This window comes from Mycobacterium sp., from assembly GCF_002863225.1.
Lineage (GTDB): Bacteria > Actinomycetota > Actinomycetes > Mycobacteriales > Mycobacteriaceae > Mycobacterium.
The window spans coordinates 92106-107071 of sequence record NZ_PKEK01000025.1 but is presented as its reverse complement, the minus strand read 5'-3'; the positions used below and the strand labels follow the sequence as shown (position 1 = coordinate 107071).

19 protein-coding genes are annotated in these 14966 nt (G+C 67.4%); 12 read left to right on the top strand and 7 right to left on the bottom strand.

All coding sequences use genetic code 11. The annotated features are described in order from the left end of the window. Positions 1-117: 117 nt before the first annotated feature. Both CYU59_RS06175 and CYU59_RS06170 read left to right on the top strand, forming a co-directional pair. The gene (locus CYU59_RS06175) at positions 118-1275 is read left to right on the top strand and encodes an NAD(P)H-binding protein (protein WP_292980383.1); all 1158 of its coding nucleotides are present in this window, start codon (positions 118-120) and stop codon (positions 1273-1275) included. Positions 1276-1336: 61 nt separating this feature from the next. Continuing rightward, positions 1337-2056, top strand: a complete 720-nt coding sequence (locus CYU59_RS06170) for a CPBP family intramembrane glutamic endopeptidase (protein WP_292980381.1) — start codon at positions 1337-1339, stop codon at positions 2054-2056. 10 nt (positions 2057-2066) lie between these two features. Here the strand turns inward: CYU59_RS06170 and CYU59_RS06165 are convergent, their stop codons facing one another. Continuing rightward, positions 2067-2873, bottom strand: coding sequence for an enoyl-CoA hydratase (locus CYU59_RS06165; protein WP_292980379.1), 807 nt, complete (start codon positions 2871-2873; stop codon positions 2067-2069). 96 nt (positions 2874-2969) lie between these two features. Here CYU59_RS06165 and CYU59_RS06160 point away from each other — a divergent pair, with 96 nt between their 5' ends. Next, complete coding sequence (locus tag CYU59_RS06160; RefSeq protein WP_292980377.1) at positions 2970-4043, top strand: CaiB/BaiF CoA-transferase family protein; 1074 nt, start codon at positions 2970-2972, stop codon at positions 4041-4043. 75 nt (positions 4044-4118) lie between these two features. Continuing rightward, positions 4119-4871: a 3-hydroxyacyl-CoA dehydrogenase gene (locus tag CYU59_RS06155; protein WP_292980375.1), complete on the top strand. Its 753-nt coding sequence runs from the start codon at positions 4119-4121 to the stop codon at positions 4869-4871. Positions 4872-5013: 142 nt separating this feature from the next. Here the strand turns inward: CYU59_RS06155 and CYU59_RS06150 are convergent, their stop codons facing one another. Continuing rightward, complete coding sequence (locus CYU59_RS06150) at positions 5014-5145, bottom strand: hypothetical protein (RefSeq protein ID WP_292980372.1); 132 nt, start codon at positions 5143-5145, stop codon at positions 5014-5016. Positions 5146-5447: 302 nt separating this feature from the next. Here CYU59_RS06150 and CYU59_RS06145 point away from each other — a divergent pair, with 302 nt between their 5' ends. The 3 genes from CYU59_RS06145 to CYU59_RS06135 are packed head-to-tail and all read left to right on the top strand — an operon-like array spanning position 5448 to position 9164. Further along, on the top strand, positions 5448-7823 hold the full coding sequence (locus tag CYU59_RS06145; protein ID WP_292980369.1) for an MMPL family transporter: 2376 nt from the start codon (positions 5448-5450) through the stop codon (positions 7821-7823). Beyond that, a complete protein-coding gene (locus CYU59_RS06140; RefSeq protein WP_292980366.1) occupies positions 7813-8520 on the top strand; it encodes a TetR/AcrR family transcriptional regulator in 708 nt (235 codons plus the stop codon). The genes CYU59_RS06145 and CYU59_RS06140 overlap by 11 nt, the downstream gene beginning before the upstream one ends. After that, positions 8517-9164, top strand: coding sequence for a class I SAM-dependent methyltransferase (locus CYU59_RS06135; RefSeq protein ID WP_292980364.1), 648 nt, complete (start codon positions 8517-8519; stop codon positions 9162-9164). The genes CYU59_RS06140 and CYU59_RS06135 overlap by 4 nt, the downstream gene beginning before the upstream one ends. Positions 9165-9191: 27 nt before the next feature. Here the strand turns inward: CYU59_RS06135 and CYU59_RS06130 are convergent, their stop codons facing one another. Continuing rightward, positions 9192-9905, bottom strand: a complete 714-nt coding sequence (locus tag CYU59_RS06130) for an NAD-dependent deacylase (protein WP_292980361.1) — start codon at positions 9903-9905, stop codon at positions 9192-9194. A 127-nt stretch (positions 9906-10032) separates the two neighbouring features. Here CYU59_RS06130 and CYU59_RS06125 point away from each other — a divergent pair, with 127 nt between their 5' ends. Further along, on the top strand, positions 10033-10398 hold the full coding sequence (locus tag CYU59_RS06125) for a GntR family transcriptional regulator (RefSeq protein ID WP_292980472.1): 366 nt from the start codon (positions 10033-10035) through the stop codon (positions 10396-10398). Here the strand turns inward: CYU59_RS06125 and CYU59_RS06120 are convergent. Further along, positions 10383-10928, bottom strand: a complete 546-nt coding sequence (locus CYU59_RS06120) for a DUF1697 domain-containing protein (protein ID WP_292980358.1) — start codon at positions 10926-10928, stop codon at positions 10383-10385. The genes CYU59_RS06125 and CYU59_RS06120 overlap by 16 nt on opposite strands. Positions 10929-10975: 47 nt before the next feature. On the opposite strand from CYU59_RS06120, the gene CYU59_RS06115 reads away from it, so the two are divergent. Together CYU59_RS06115 and CYU59_RS06110 are read left to right on the top strand one after the other, a co-directional pair. After that, a complete protein-coding gene (locus tag CYU59_RS06115; RefSeq protein ID WP_292980355.1) occupies positions 10976-11419 on the top strand; it encodes a PPOX class F420-dependent oxidoreductase in 444 nt (147 codons plus the stop codon). Positions 11420-11429: 10 nt separating this feature from the next. Then, on the top strand, positions 11430-11627 hold the full coding sequence (locus tag CYU59_RS06110; RefSeq protein ID WP_292980352.1) for a DUF5302 domain-containing protein: 198 nt from the start codon (positions 11430-11432) through the stop codon (positions 11625-11627). On the opposite strand, the gene CYU59_RS06105 is transcribed toward CYU59_RS06110, so the two are convergent. After that, a complete protein-coding gene (locus tag CYU59_RS06105; protein ID WP_292980349.1) occupies positions 11624-12043 on the bottom strand; it encodes a DUF4345 domain-containing protein in 420 nt (139 codons plus the stop codon). The genes CYU59_RS06110 and CYU59_RS06105 overlap by 4 nt on opposite strands. Positions 12044-12177: 134 nt before the next feature. On the opposite strand from CYU59_RS06105, the gene CYU59_RS06100 reads away from it, so the two are divergent. Both CYU59_RS06100 and CYU59_RS06095 read left to right on the top strand, forming a co-directional pair. Next, positions 12178-12762 carry an HhH-GPD-type base excision DNA repair protein gene (locus CYU59_RS06100; protein WP_292980471.1) on the top strand — a complete coding sequence of 195 codons (585 nt, stop codon included), beginning with the start codon at positions 12178-12180 and terminating at the stop codon, positions 12760-12762. Continuing rightward, positions 12762-12908, top strand: a complete 147-nt coding sequence (locus CYU59_RS06095; protein ID WP_285190709.1) for a DUF1059 domain-containing protein — start codon at positions 12762-12764, stop codon at positions 12906-12908. The genes CYU59_RS06100 and CYU59_RS06095 overlap by 1 nt, the downstream gene beginning before the upstream one ends. A 190-nt stretch (positions 12909-13098) precedes the next feature. On the opposite strand, the gene CYU59_RS06090 is transcribed toward CYU59_RS06095, so the two are convergent. Continuing rightward, a complete protein-coding gene (locus tag CYU59_RS06090) occupies positions 13099-14079 on the bottom strand; it encodes a hypothetical protein (protein ID WP_292980340.1) in 981 nt (326 codons plus the stop codon). A gap of 72 nt (positions 14080-14151) precedes the next feature. Beyond that, entirely contained in the window at positions 14152-14931 is a 780-nt protein-coding gene (locus tag CYU59_RS06085) for a hypothetical protein (RefSeq protein ID WP_292980337.1), read from the bottom strand. Positions 14932-14966: the final 35 nt, after the last annotated feature.

The following is a 14966-nucleotide window of genomic DNA, read 5'->3' as shown; positions in this document are numbered from 1 at the left end:
CATGTGAGAACGGCCACTTCGGTTTGCCGGTGGGGGCGCGGGGCAACACGAGAGTCAATACGCGCGTTCATCCCGGTCGGTAGGTTGAACGTTCATTCCGATCGATAGGTTGACATTGTGCGAATACTGGTGACCGGCGCAACGGGATATGTGGGATCGCGACTGGTCACGGCTCTGCTGAGAGCAGGGCACGATGTCGTTGCGGCCACCCGCGACCCGGCCCGTCTCGCGTCCTTCGGATGGTCCGGCGACGTGACCGCGGTGAAATTGGATGCGGCCGACGCCGACTCGGCACGAGACGCGCTGACCGACGCGGGCCAGGTCGACGTCATCTACTACCTGGTGCACGCCATCGGCCAACCCGGTTTCCGCAAAGCCGACCGCGCCTCGGCCGAGAACGTCGCCGTCGCGGCCAAGGACGCCGGGGTGCGCGCGGCCAAGGACGCCGGGGTGCGCCGCATCGTGTACCTCGGTGGGTTCGTTCCCTCCGACGAAGGCCTGTCCGAGCATCTGGCCAGCCGAGCCGAGGTGGCCGAGGCGCTGAGCGTCGAGGGTGGCGCCGACGTGGTGTGGCTGGGCGCCGCGGTGATATTCGGCGCCGGTTCCACGTCGTTCGAGATGATGCGTTACGTCGCCGACCGTTTTCCGGTCATCCCGATTCCGTCCTGGATGGAAAATCCGATCGACCCGATCTCCATCACCGATGTGCTGTACTACCTCGTCGCGGCCGCCGACCCGGACCGGGTGCCGGCGGGCTCCTACGACATCGCCGGTCCGGACACCACGTCCTACCGCGACATGCTGAAGACTTACGCGCGGGTCGCCGGCGTCTGGCAGACCGGCCTACCGGTGTGGGGTATCGACACCAAGCTGGCATCCTGGGTGACCGGTATCGCCCTTCCAGTGCCCGACGGACTGGCTGCCGACCTGGTCGAGTCGCTCGACTACCCGATGCGAGCCAGCGGGTCCGGTCTCCGCGATCTGGTCCCCGATCCACCGGGTGGATTGATGACGATCGAGGATTCGATCGGCCGCGCACTCTCGAGCGGCCGGCCGCGTCCGGTCAACGCCCTCGTCGACCCCCACCACCTCGCCGACAGCGATCCCGTCTGGGCGGGCGGCGATACGTTGCGGATACGACGGCTGGCGAGCAAGGTGACCCCAGCGGTCGTGCGACCCGGCCTCGGCTTGGTGGGCGCTGTCTCGGGTCCGATCGCCGGTGCGATCCGCACCGGGCTCGATATCTTGATCACGCTCACACCGAAGGTGCATTAGACATGACCCGCGCTGCGGTGCTCCAGTGGCGCGGTCAACGAAGTCAGGAGGAGCAGCGCACGTGACAGACCTGAGTCCCCAGCCCAGCGCTCTGGAAGAGATTCGCCGCGGCATCGTCAATGTCGCTGTGCCGCACAACGAACCGCCATCGACGGTGCGGCGGCGACGGATCGTCGTCTCGGTCGTCATGGTGCTCGGTGTCGCATCGCTGGGGCTGGCACTGCGCAAGCATCCCGGAGAACAGGCCTTCTACTGGTGGTCGCTGGCGCTGACGGGCATCTGGGCGGTCGGCGCTTTCGCCTCCGGGCCGCTGCACCTCGGCGGAGCCCGCTGGCGTGGTCGCAATCAGCGGCCGGTGGTCAGTGGCACGGTCATCGGGCTGCTGCTCGGTGGTGTGTTCATCCTCGGCGGATTCGTGGTCCGCGAGATTCCGGCGATCGCCGAGTTCGTCACCCGGTTACTGGAATACAGCAACCGGGGATCGTGGCGGCTGACCCTGACGGTCGCGCTGCTGGCGGCGGTCGCCGAGGAGATGTTCTACCGCGGCGCGCTGTACACCGCGTTGGGCCGGCACCATCCGTTGCTGATCTCGACCGTCATCTACGCCCTGGCCACGCTGGGCAGCAGCCGCAACCCGATGCTCGCCTTCGCCGCGATCATCCTGGGCACCGTCTGCGCGCTCGAGCGCCGGGCCACCGGTGGGGTCCTGGCGCCGATCCTGACCCACTTCGTCTGGACGCTGGTCGTGCTGCTGGGGCTGCCGCCGCTGTTCGGTCTCTAGCCGTCGGTGCTCACATATCTGTGAAGTCCGGCGTCCGGCGCTGCTGGAAAGCCCTTGCGCCCTCCCGGAAGTCGTGCGACTGCAGCAGCAGTGACTGACCTTCCAGTTCGCGCTGCAGCGTCGGCTCCAACTCGGTCAGCGTGGCGGCGTTGATCGCCTGCTTGGTCTTGGCGAACGCCACCGCGGGGCCGGCCAGCAAGCGGGACACCACCTCGTCCACCGCGGCGTCGAAGTCGTCGGCCGGATAGACGGCGGTGATCAACCCGGCGGCCAGCGCGTCAGCGGCCGGCAGCCGCTCGGCCAGCAGAGCCATTCGCATCGCACCGATACGGCCGATGGCCGCGGCGATCAACGCCGACGCTCCGCCGTCGGGCATCAGGCCGATTTTGGTGAAAGCGAGCATGAAAAACGCTTTGTCCGAAGCCAATACGAGGTCGCAGGCCAATGCGATCGAGACGCCGATACCTGCCGCCGGACCCTGGACCACCGCGACGACCGGGCGGGGCAGCGCCGTGATCGCACGCACCAGCCGGTTGGCCGCCAGGATCAATTCCGCACCGGTGCCGTCGACATCGTCGGCGCCCATCCCGGCTCCGGAGCAGAAGCCACGGCCGGCGCCGCCGAGACGCACCACCTTCACTCGGGGGTCGTTGGCCGCTTGTTCCAGCGCATCGGCGAGCCCCTCGAACACCGGCAAATTCAGCGAATTCAAGCTGTCGGGACGGTCGATCGTCACCGACAACACGCCGTCGGCGAGACTCACCGCCAGACCGTCGACGGGTGCCAGGGCGTCGATTCCGGAATCGATGGCTGTCATGCGATCGACTGTAAGCCACCGGGGTGCAGCCTCGTTCGGCCCGACTGTCAAGATGCTTGGAATACGCGCGGGTGTCGACAGAGAGGTCGGGAGATCATGGCGGGTCCGCTGTCAGGGTTGCGAGTCATCGAGCTCGCCGGGATCGGGCCCGGCCCGCACGCGGCGATGATTTTGGGCGACCTGGGCGCTGACGTCGTGCGCGTCGATCGACCCGGTGCCAGTGGCTCCGACCCGATGCTGCGCAACCGGCGGTTCGTCATCGCCGACCTGAAGTCCGACGAGGGCCGCGACTTGGTGCTCAAGCTCGTCGCCAAGGCCGACGTGTTGATCGAGGGCTACCGGCCGGGGGTTACCGAGCGGATGGGACTGGGCCCGGACGACTGCGCCAAGATCAACGAGCGGCTGATCTACGGCCGGATGACCGGCTGGGGTCAGACCGGTCCGCGCAGCAAGCAGGCCGGTCACGACATCAACTACATTTCGCTCAACGGCGTGCTGCACGCGATCGGGCGCGCGGGCGAGCGGCCGGTTCCGCCGCTGAACCTGGTCGGCGACTTCGGCGGCGGCTCGATGTTCCTGCTGCTCGGCATCCTGTCGGCGCTCTTCGAGCGACAGACGTCCGGCAAGGGCCAGGTGGTCGACGCCGCGATGGTGGACGGGTCCTCGGTGCTGGTGCAGATGATGTGGGGGATGCGGGCGCTGGGCATGTGGACCGACGAGCGCGGCACCAACATGCTCGACACCGGAGCGCCGTACTACGACACCTACGAATGCGCCGACGGCCGTTACGTGTCGGTGGGCGCCATCGAGTCGCAGTTCTACGCGGCAATGCTGGCCGGACTCGGCCTCGACCCCAAGGACCTGCCGGAGCAGAACGACCGGAGCCGCTGGCCCGAGTTGCGCGCCGCGTTCACCGAAGCGTTCGGCAGCAAGGATCGCGACCATTGGGCCAAGGTGTTCGCGGACTCGGATGCGTGTGTGACGCCGGTGCTGGCGTTCGGCGAGGTCGAGACCGAACCCCACATCACCGAGCGCAACACCTTCTACCAAGCCGGCAACGGACTGCAGCCGCTGCCGGCGCCGCGGTTCTCCCGGTCGCAGCCGAACCAGCCGAAGCCGCCCGGCCAGCCGGGAGCCGACACCGAGACCGTCCTCAACGACTGGGTATAGTCCCGGCCACTCAGTGGGTCGAATTCGCCGACGCGGAAGCCGCCGACGTCCGACCCGACCGAAAGGAACCTCTTCGTGCAGATCACCGATGCCGTGGCGCTGGTCACGGGCGGAGCATCCGGCCTGGGCCTGGCCACCACGCGACGGCTGCTCGACGCCGGCGCTCAGGTTGTTGTGCTCGATCTCAAGGGCGAAGAGGTCGTCCGTGAGCTGGGCGACCGGGCGCGGTTCGCGCCCGCCGACGTCACCGACGAGAAGGCGGTGACCGCGGCGCTCGACATCGCCGCGTCGCTGGGACCGTTGCGCATCGTGGTCAACTGCGCCGGCACCGGCAATGCCGTCAAGACGCTGGGCAAGGACGGGCCCTTCCCGCTGGATGCGTTCCGCAAGGTCGTGGAGATCAACTTGATCGGCACCTTCAACGTGCTGCGGCTCGGCGCCGAGCGGATCGCGCAGCAGGACCTAGTCGGGGAGGAGCGCGGCGTCATCGTCAACACGGCATCGGTGGCGGCCTTCGACGGTCAGATCGGTCAGGCCGCCTACTCGGCGTCGAAGGGCGGCGTGGTCGGCATGACGCTGCCGATCGCCCGTGACCTGGCAAGCAAGGGCATCCGGGTGGTGACGATCGCCCCGGGACTGTTCGACACCCCGCTGCTGGCGGGCCTGCCGGAGCCGGCGCGCGAGTCGCTCGGTAAACAGGTGCCGCACCCCAGCCGGTTGGGCAACCCGGATGAGTACGGCGCGCTGGCGGTGCACATCATCGAGAATCCGATGCTGAACGGTGAGGTCATCCGGCTGGACGGCGCGATCCGGATGGCCCCACGCTAACTCGCCCCCGGTTCGTCGGCCACGAAAAAGCCCCCGCGCTCGGCGGGGGCTTTTTGCAAATAGGTCAACACCAAAGGTCGAAACGAGGCTTGACTTCGCCTCAACATCGTCACGCTCCGGCACGGAGCGCGCGTCGCGCGGATTAGCTCGCGTTCGGCAGCGGGTGCCAGTCGTCGAGCTGCTCCGAGCACTCACCCTCGACCAGGACGTCGCCGTGGTAGAGAGCCTCGAAATCAACTTTGATCACGTCGGCACTGGAGTCATCGATCCACATGTAACTGAGCGTATGGGCAACGTTTAAGGAATCTTTGAGTCACGATTCGGAAAATCCTGGCATTTGTTACCGCTCGGTAAGGCTCGCCGGGCCGGACGAAGCGTCCGGATGCTTGGAAGTGACCTATTGGGCAGACGTTCAACCACTTATGCTCCGCAAATGTCCTGCGTATCGGGCGCCGCGTTGAACCGCTGCGGTTCTCCGTCCCGTTCCCTCTGGTGAGGCGTTGACCGCGCTCTCGGAGGTTGCATGGGTAACTTATCGCTGATAAGTTACCCATGATATTAAGCGGAGGAACGCCTATGCTGCAGCGAATCGCCCGTCTTGCCATTGCGGCGCCTCGGCGCATACTCGCGGCTGCGGTGTTGGTCCTGGTCGCCGCCGCGGTGTTCGGCCTGCCCGTCGCCAAGAGCCTGTCCGCGGGCGGATTCCAGGACCCGGCTTCGGAGTCGGCGCAGGCGATCAAGCTGCTGACCGACAAGTTCGGCCAGAGCGATCAGCAGCTGGTCATGCTGGTGACGGCGCCGGCCGGCGCGCAAAGCGCAGCGGCTCGCCAGGTTGCCACCGATATCGTCACGCAGGTCCAGGGTTCGGACGGCGTCTACAACGTCGTCTCGGCGTGGACCGGGCCTGACCCTGCGCATCTGGTTCCGAATCTGGTCAGCAAGGACGGCAAGTCCGGCCTGATCGTCGTCAATCTCAAAGGCGGCGAGAACAACGCGCAGAACTACGCCAAGCAGATCGCCGCGCGCGTCGTCCACGATCGTGACGGCGTCACAGTCCGCGCCGGGGGTGCGGCGATGGTCTACCAACAGATCAACCGCCAGAACGAGCGCGACCTGTTGCTGATGGAGTCGCTGGCGATCCCGCTCAGCTTCCTGGTGCTGGTCTGGGTGTTCGGTGGGCTGCTGACCGCGGCCCTGCCGGTGTGTCTGGGCGGCTTGGCCATCGTCGGGTCGATGTCCGTACTGCGGCTGATCAGTTTCAGCACCGACGTGTCGACGTATGCGCTGAACCTCAGCACTGCGCTGGGCCTGGCGCTGGCCATCGACTACACGCTGCTGATCATCAGTCGCTACCGCGACGAGCTGGCCGACGGCAGCGCCCCGGACGAGGCGCTGATCCGGACCATGGCCACCGCAGGCCGCACCGTGCTGTTCTCGGCGACCACCGTTGCGCTGTCGATGGTCGTGATGGTGCTTTTCCCGATGTACTTCCTGAAGTCGTTCGCGTATGCGGGCGTGGCCACGGTCGCATTCGTCGCGGTGGCCGCGATCCTGGTGACCCCGGCTGCGATCGTGCTGCTCGGGCCGCGCCTGGATGCGCTGGACGTGCGCAAGCTCGGCCGTCGGATATTCGGCCGGCCTGACCCGGTGCCCAAACCGGTGGAGGAATTGTTCTGGTACCGGTCGACCAAGTTTGTGATGCGACGAGCCATCCCGATCGGGCTGGTCGTCGTCGCGCTGCTGCTGATACTCGGGCTGCCGTTCCTCGGGGTGAAGTGGGGCATGCCGGACGACCGGGTGCTGCCGACGACCGCCTCGGCACATGCAGTCGGTGATCAGTTGCGACACGATTTCGCCGACGACTCGGCGACCGCGGTGTCTGTTGTCGTCCCGGATGTTCGAGGGGTGCGTCCGGGCGACCTCAGCCGATACGCGGCCGACCTGTCACGGGTGGCCGATGTGTCGGCAGTCTCGGCACCGACCGGGACGTTCGTTCGCGGTAACCCAGTGGGCCCGCCGTCGGCCGCCACCGGGCTGGCGCACGACAGCGCGTTCTTGACGGTCGCCAGCGACGCGCCGCTGTTCTCGACGGCTTCTGACACCCAGCTCGACCAGTTGCACGCAGTGCCCGGTCCGGCCGGCCACTCGGTGCAGCTCTCCGGAATGGCCCAGATCAATCGCGACAGCGTGCATGCCATCACCACCCGCCTTCCGCTGGTGCTGGGTCTGATCGGCATCATCACGTTCGCTTTGCTGTTCCTGCTCACCGGCAGCGTGTTGCTGCCGGTAAAAGCGTTGGTGTGCAACGTCTTATCGCTGACGGCGGCATTCGGCGCGCTGGTGTGGATCTTCCAAGACGGTCATCTCGGGGCGATGGGCACCACCCAAAGTGGAACAGTGGTGGCCAACATCCCGGTGTTGTTGTTCTGTGTGGCGTTCGGGCTTTCGATGGACTACGAAGTGTTCCTGGTTTCCAGGATTCGTGAGTACTGGCTGACCGCGGTCGCCTCGCACCCGACGCCGCCGGACGACCGGACCAAGCGCGCCGACAACGACGAGAGCGTCGCGCTCGGGCTGGCCCGCACCGGACGGGTCGTCACGGCGGCGGCTCTGGTGATGTCGATTTCGTTCGCGGCGCTGATCGCCGCGCAGGTTTCCTTCATGCGGATGTTCGGTACCGGCCTGACACTGGCCGTGCTCGCCGACGCGACGCTGGTGCGAATGGTGTTGGTGCCGGCATTCATGCACGTTCTGGGCCATCGGAGTTGGTGGGCGCCCCCGCCGCTGGTGTGGCTGCATGAACGCTTCGGGATCAGCGAATCGGAATCCGTCGTGGTGCACAACCCGGCCGATTCGGCGAGCGGACGACACGCTCGCCGCCAGGATCAGGTCGGCGCCGCTGCGCCCCGCGCCTCGACAGCCCCGGCCACGACGGTCGCCGATGGTCGCTGATCCTTCGACAGAGCACCTTCGCAGAAGGCGGGCCCCACGGGGGTCCGGCGATCTCCTGCGTGACGAAATCCTCGATGCCGCAACCGAACTCCTGCTCGATATCGGGCACGCCAAGGCAGTCTCGATCCGCTCGGTGGCCGAACGGGTGGGAGTGACGCCGCCGTCGATCTATCTGCACTTCCAAGACAAAGACGCACTGTTGGATGCGGTGTGCGCACGCTACTTCGAGAAGCTCGACGAAGCCATGCAGCGCGTGTCGGCTGCACAGTCCAGCACTGTCGACGTGCTTCGCGCACAGGGTCTGGCCTACGTCCAATTCGCCGTCGAAAACCCCGAGCTGTACCGGATCGCGACGATGGGTGAATGGAAATCCAACAGCGATGTCGATGCGGCGCTTGCCAGTTCGGCGTTCGAGCACATGTGTGTGACGGTCAAGGAGCTGATGGCCGAGGGAGTGTTTCCCCCCGGCGACGCGACCGGGGTGGCGCTGGAATTGTGGAGCGCCGCACACGGAGTGGCCGCGTTGCTGATCGCCAAGCCGCATCTGCCGTTCGGTGATGCCGAGGCATTCACCAACCGGGTGCTGCGTGCCGTCTTCTCCGGGAATATGGTGACCGGACTGGTCGGCGCCGATGCGACACCGCAGCAGGTCGTGGAACGCTTGACGGCGCTGGGGTCGAAAGGCTGGTCGCAATGACGTCATCTACGGCGGAGACCGTTCATCATCCGTTCTTCGCGCGGCTGTGGACCACTATCGCCGCACATGAGACCGAGCAGATGCGCGAATCCCGCCGGCAGAATCTGGCCGGGTTGTCCGGCCGAATCCTGGAGGTGGGCGCTGGCACCGGCACCAATTTCGCTTTCTATCCGGACACCGTCGAGCAGGTCGTCGCGGTCGAGCCCGAGCAGCAGTTGGTCAGGCTGGCTCGCCAAGCGGCCGCCGCCGCAACGGTTCCGGTCGAGGTGACCAATCGCACCGTGGAGAGTTTTTCGGCGGACAAGCCGTTCGACGCGGTCGTCTGCTCGCTGGTGCTGTGCTCGGTGGGTGAACCCGATTCGGTTCTGCGGCAGATACTTTCGCTGCTCCGACCGGGCGGTGAGCTGCGCTACCTCGAGCATGTGGCCAGCAACGGGATACGCGGCGGCTTTCAGCGATTGGTCGACGCGACGTCGTTGTGGCCGCGACTGGCCGGCAACTGCCACGCGCATCGTCACACCGAGCAGTCGATCCGCTCAGCGGGATTCGAGATCGAGAGCACCCGCACCGACTACGCCTTGCCGGCCTGGGTACCGCTGCCGGTGTCGGAGTTCGTGGTGGGGCGCGCCCGCCGGCCGGCCTAGGTCAGCCCGGGCCTGGTTCGGCCAGGCCTAGTTCAGCAGGGCGGGCAGTCGCTGCAGCAGCGTCGGAAGTGCCGTGCTGGCTGATTCGCGCACCGTGATTGTGGCGCTGTCGGACAGCGGCGTGGGCTCGGGATTGACTTCGACGACGACGACCCCGCGGGCCAGTGCCGCCTCGGGCAGACTCGCCGCCGGATAGACGATGCTCGAGGTGCCCACCACGATCAGCACGTCCGCCGTGGTGGTCGCCTCCACGGCGTGCTGCCAGGGTCCCTGGGGCAGTGCCTCGCCGAACCAGACGATGTCGGGCCTGATCAATCCCCCGCAGACACACACCGGCGGCTCGACTTCCAGTGTGGGCTCGGTCATTTCGGGCAGGACGCCGCTGTAGGGCAAGCCGCATGTGGCGCAACGGAATTCGAACAGGCTGCCGTGCAGGTGGTGCACCGTGGAGCTGCCCGCCCGCTCGTGCAGATCGTCGACGTTTTGCGTGACGACGCTGACCTCGGCGTGGTCCTGCCAGGCGGCGACGGCGCGGTGACCGGCATTGGGCTCGACGGTGCCGACCAGGTAATGCCGCCACAGGTACCAGCCCCAGACCCGTTCGGGATTACGCTCCCAACCCTGCACGCTGGACAACTCGTAGGGATCGAACTCGGCCCACAGGCCGTTCTTGTCGTCGCGGAATGTCGGCACGCCGCTCTCCGCGGAGATTCCCGCGCCGGACAGCACCGTGATTCGCACGCTTCTACGATAGCCCGGCGACGATGCAGAGCGCGGTGCGCGATGAGGAGGAGCGGGCTGTGGATTGAGCCCGGTGACGCTGCAGCTGGCGCAGCGCGATGAGGTGGGGTTGCGGGATACTGATCGGGTGGAATTGGGCGATTGGCTGCGGGTCGACGGGCAGGCGGACCGACCGCTGTTCGATCAGCTCCGCACCCAGATCATCGAGGCGATCCGGGCGGGCACACTGGCGCCCGGCACGCGGCTCCCGACCGTCCGGGTGATGGCCGGCGAACTGGGTCTGGCCGTCAACACCGTCGCCCGCGCGTATCGCGAACTGGAGACGGCAGGCATCGTCGAAACCCGGGGTCGCTTCGGCACTTTCGTCGCTCGCGCAGATCCGGCTGACACCGCGATGGCGGGCGCGGCGGGCGCCTTCCTCGACGTCGCGCGCGGACTGGGGCTTGGAAAGGCCGACGCGCTGCGATATTTGGAGGCCTACGCCGACGACTGAGCGGCCAGGACTTTCGCCAGCGTGCGCAGGTTGCGAGTGGTGGTCGAGGACTTGTACTTCTTCTTGCCCATCGTCTTGCCGATGGTGCTGTCCAGTGTCTTGTTCTTGGCGACTTGCCAATAGATCACGCCCGCGGACTTCGGGCCACGCTTGATCTTCTCGTCAACGCCCGCGTCCCCGGTCAGGCCCGAGAGCTCGTCGAGCACGTCGGCGTCGCTGACGAAAGTGACGTAGGACTGGTAGCCGTCGACCTCGGCTTCGAACGGGTAGCCGTCGACGATCGACTTCAGCTTGGTGACCGGATAGACCAGCACCCACGCGTCGTAGCCGAACGCCTTTCGCAGCGCTTGCTCGGCCGTGACACGAACCGCGTCGACGCCGTCTGCCGAGTCCAGCGTGACGTTGCCGGTGGCCAGGATCGTCCGGACTTCGGCGAGCCCGGCGTCGGTCAACGCGGCAGCCACGTCGGCCATCTTCAGGTTGACACCGCCGACGTTGACGCCCCGCAGAAAAGCCGCGTACCGGGTCATGAATGCGATGGTAGCGACGCGATCGGGTCGCCCCGTAGGCTCATCGCATGGGCCGCCATGTGTTCGACGACAAGCTGCTGGCCGTGATCGCGGACAATTCGCTCGGCGTGCTCGCAACGCTCAAACGGGACGGACGCCCGCAGTTGTCCAACGTCTCCTACTACTTCGACGTCCGCAATGTCGCGATCCAGGTTTCGGTCACCGAGCCTCGGGCCAAGACCCGCAACCTGCGCCGCGATCCGCGGGCGTCGCTGCTCGTCAGCTCCGACGACGGCTGGTCCTACGCCGTCGCCGAGGGCACCGCCACGTTGACCCCGCCCGCGGCGGCGCCGGGCGACGACACCGTCGAGGCGCTGATTGCCTTGTATCGCAACATCGCCGGTGAACACCCGGACTGGGACGACTACCGCCAGGCGATGGTCACCGACCGTCGCGTCGTGCTGACGCTGCCCGTTTCGCACATCTACGGAATGCCGCCGGGCCTGCGCTAGGCTGCGGACCATGGCTGGATCGAAGTCGGGGGCCGAGTCGTCGTCCGCACCTGAAGACGACAACAAGCGCAAATTCCGCGAGGCGCTCGAGCGCAAGAACGCGAAGTCGTCGGGCGGAGCCGAACACCGGGACGGTGGCGGCGGCAAAGGGACCCGAGCGCACGGCGCGGCCGGCAACCACCGGGAGTTTCGCCGCAAGAGTGGCTAGCCTGCGAGGCGCTCTTCTGCATCCCGGGCGTCTGCCTTCGCGAGGCCGAAAAAGGCTGCTGGAACGGCGATTTCGACCGCCGTCAGCACTTCCTGAAACCAGTGCGGCCGGCCGTTGCTCACCAGCGAGATCACTCGCCCGACGGCGCTGACCAACATCAGCCCGGCCAGTAGGCTGATGTCGGTGGCGCGGATGGGCGATCTGCGGGCGGCGGCCAACCAGGCCAGGCCGTAGCCGGCGAAATAGGCGGAGTAGAACCGCTCGCGCGAATCGACCGTCGCATTGGCGTCCGTCGCGCCAGGGACCGAGGACACGCCGAGCGCGAAGTGATAGATCCCGATCACGACACAGGACAGTCCGGTGAACGCGGCAAGGTTTCTCAGATTGCGGCCGGTGCGAACAGTGGCGCTGGGCATGCCGCCACGGTATCTCCTGGCGGGCAGCTTTCGGCAGGATCGGCCCGTGGTCGGGGTGGCACGGGTCTTGCGTGGGGCGGGTCTAGGATCTCGATCATGGTGCCGGCCTCTACTCCTGGTGTTGACCGTTGACGATCAAGCTGTGCCTCGCACAGGACACCGACGCCGATCGATTGCTGGCCGACGATCCGCTCGCGCTGCTGATCGGCATGGTTCTGGACCAGCAGGTTCCCTTCGAAACGGCGTTTCGCGGGCCGATGAAGATCGCCGAACGGATGGGCGGACTCGGCGCGGCCGAGATCGCTGACTACAACCCGGACAAGTTCGCCGCCCTGTGCGCGGAAAAGCCTGCGATACACCGGTTTCCAGGGTCGATGGCCAAGCGGATCCAGACGTTGGCGCAGATCATCGTCGACCGCTATGACGGCGACGCCGCCGGGCTGTGGACCGCCGGCGAGCCCGACGGGCCGGAACTGCTGCGACGGCTCAAGGGCCTGCCCGGGTTCGGTGAGCAGAAGGCGCAGATCTTTCTGGCGTTGCTCGGCAAGCAGTACGCGGTAACCCCCAAAGGCTGGCGCGCCGCCGCAGGCGAATTCGGAAAGTCCGGCACGCATGTGTCGGTCGCCGACATCGCCGACGCGGGCTCGCTGGAGAAAGTCCGTTCCTACAAGAAGCAGATGAAGGCAGCCAAAAAGGCGTCTACAGGGAAGGCGACATAGTGAAGACGCATCTGAACTGTCCGTGTGGCGAGGCGATCACCGGCAAAGACGAAGACGAACTGGTCGATCTGACTCAGGAGCACCTGGCCAGCGCGCATCCCGGTCTGGAGTACGACCGGGATGCGATCCTCTTCATGGCTTACTAGCCATGAAGCGATAGCACGGCATGGCTTACTAGCCATGAAGCGATAGCACGGCATGGCTTACTAGCCATGAAGCGATAGCCCGGCATGGCTTACTAGGCCTCTGCCCCAGCGCGAGCGTGCGTGTCTGCACTGCGACACGCGGCGCATCGCGTCCAACTGTGCACGCTCGCGCCGGTAGCCGTTCGTGGGATCAGGGCACCACCGTCGAGCCGATGGTCGGCATGAACTGGCACTGCTTTTCCTTGGTGGTGACCTGGCCGAAGATCGTCGACATGATGCTGCCCGACCCGGTGTCGACCGTGGCGGTCAGCGTGGTCGGACCCTGCGGGTTGATGTCGGCCTGCGGCTTGAGCGTGGCGCTGCCCGACTTGCCGGTGGTCAGGTTCACCCAGGTCAGATTCAGCGGCAGCTTCTGCACGTCGGCCGGTCCCGGTGTACCCAATGCAGTGAAGACGTACGACGTCTGACCGGCTTTCGGGCCCGGGGCCGGAATCGTGGCCGGCCCGGCTACCGACAGCACAGGTGCGAGCACGCTGCCCCCGTCCTTCGAGCAACCGTTGCCGATCGAGGGATACATGAAATCCTGCGTCGGGGGCGCGTCCGGGCTGTAGTTCGGCGCCGCGGCACCGGGTGCGGGCGGCGCGACGGCCGCCTCCGGCGCGGGAGCCGGAACCGCCGCGGGGGCGGGCGCGCCGGGCGGTGTCGCCGCCGCCACCGGAACTGCGTTAGCCGGAGCCGGAGCCGGAGCGGCAGCAGCCTCGGGGCCGGCCGCGTGCACCGGATCGATACCGGTCGGCAGGTGTGCCTGGGCGCCGGGCTCCACTCCGGGCGGGGCCACGTGGTTGGTGGCCGGGGCATCCGGTGCCTGGACGAATTGATTCACCGACGCCGCAACGTTTTTCGAATCTTCGGACGCTGACGGGCTCTTGGCGAACGCCTGCGCCGCGGCCATCAGCAGCTGGGTGGCCTGCTCGGGGTTGCCGGCGGCCTGCTGGATGATCGGGCTGAACTCCGTCAGCGCGGGCAGCGCGGGCATGCCCGGAATCTGTTGGGCGGGAGCCGGGGCGGGCGGCGCCGGGTCGGCGGCCGCGGTGGGGGACAGGGCCACGGTGGCGCTGGCTGTGATGGCCGCGGTGGCGAAGGCGCTGATCAGGTTTCGTGCGATGTACATGGTGTCCTCCCGGTCGTCGAAGTTTGTGGTGGCCGGCTAGCGCACAGGGGCGCTAGCCGGCCGGTCGCTCGGTCAGGGCAGGGCGGAAACCGGGAACAGCGACGCGCCGGCCGTCGCGGGCAGCACAGGTGCGGTCGCCAGCGGCAGTGTTGCCGGCGCCGCCGTCAACGGCAGGGTTGCCGCGGGTGCGGCAGCCGCGGGCAGGCTGGCCGCCGACGCGAGCCCACTGCTGAACGGCGATCCGCCGCCGATCAGCGAGGTCAGGTCACCGGGCAGCGAGACCTGCTGCGGCAGCGGGAACGGCATCCCCGGAATCTGCGGCAGGTTCAGCTGGGCCTGCGGCAGCATCCCAGCCGGGGACGCGGGCGCGGCAGCGGCCGGAGCCGGAGTCAGGCCCGGAAGGCTGAGTCCCGGTGTCGTCGTCGCCGCGGGAGCCGGAGTGGTCAGACCGGGAATGCCCAGGCCGGAGGTGGACGTCGCGGCGGGAGCCGGAGTGGTCAGACCGGGAATGCCCAGGCCGGAGGTGGACGTCGCGGCCGGAGCCGGTGACGCCAGGCCGGGCAGCAGCGACGAGCCGGCGCCCGGGGTGGCGGCGGCAGGCGTCTGCGGCATCTTGATCGCGGCGCTGGCCAGGGGCGGTGGCGTGGCCGGCTGGCCACCCAGTGCGCCGGCGACGCTCTGCAGCAGCTGCGGCGCGGCGGCCGCGGTGCCGACGAGCTGCTGGCTGATGTCGGGTGCCGGCACCGGAGCCGGGTCGGCGTGGGCGGTGCCCATCAAGCCCCCCAGGAGCAACGCTGCCGACGAGCCCGCCACAACGGCGGTGGCTCGTACGAAGGTCCGAACAGTTGACATGACTCTCCCTGAATCTCGATGACAAGTCCTCGCCG

Excerpts from the sequence above, each read along its gene's own strand:
- CYU59_RS06165 (WP_292980379.1), bottom strand. The coding sequence starts at position 2,873 with ATGACAGCCATCGATTCCGGAATCGACGCCCTGGCACCCGTCGACGGT.
- CYU59_RS06160 (WP_292980377.1), top strand. The coding sequence starts at position 2,970 with ATGGCGGGTCCGCTGTCAGGGTTGCGAGTCATCGAGCTCGCCGGGATC.
- CYU59_RS06150 (WP_292980372.1), bottom strand. The coding sequence starts at position 5,145 with ATGTGGATCGATGACTCCAGTGCCGACGTGATCAAAGTTGATTTCGAG.
- CYU59_RS06145 (WP_292980369.1), top strand. The coding sequence starts at position 5,448 with ATGCTGCAGCGAATCGCCCGTCTTGCCATTGCGGCGCCTCGGCGCATA.
- CYU59_RS06140 (WP_292980366.1), top strand. The coding sequence starts at position 7,813 with ATGGTCGCTGATCCTTCGACAGAGCACCTTCGCAGAAGGCGGGCCCCA.
- CYU59_RS06135 (WP_292980364.1), top strand. The coding sequence starts at position 8,517 with ATGACGTCATCTACGGCGGAGACCGTTCATCATCCGTTCTTCGCGCGG.
- CYU59_RS06120 (WP_292980358.1), bottom strand. The coding sequence starts at position 10,928 with ATGACCCGGTACGCGGCTTTTCTGCGGGGCGTCAACGTCGGCGGTGTC.
- CYU59_RS06115 (WP_292980355.1), top strand. The coding sequence starts at position 10,976 with ATGGGCCGCCATGTGTTCGACGACAAGCTGCTGGCCGTGATCGCGGAC.
- CYU59_RS06110 (WP_292980352.1), top strand. The coding sequence starts at position 11,430 with ATGGCTGGATCGAAGTCGGGGGCCGAGTCGTCGTCCGCACCTGAAGAC.
- CYU59_RS06105 (WP_292980349.1), bottom strand. The coding sequence starts at position 12,043 with ATGCCCAGCGCCACTGTTCGCACCGGCCGCAATCTGAGAAACCTTGCC.
- CYU59_RS06090 (WP_292980340.1), bottom strand. The coding sequence starts at position 14,079 with ATGTACATCGCACGAAACCTGATCAGCGCCTTCGCCACCGCGGCCATC.
- CYU59_RS06085 (WP_292980337.1), bottom strand. The coding sequence starts at position 14,931 with ATGTCAACTGTTCGGACCTTCGTACGAGCCACCGCCGTTGTGGCGGGC.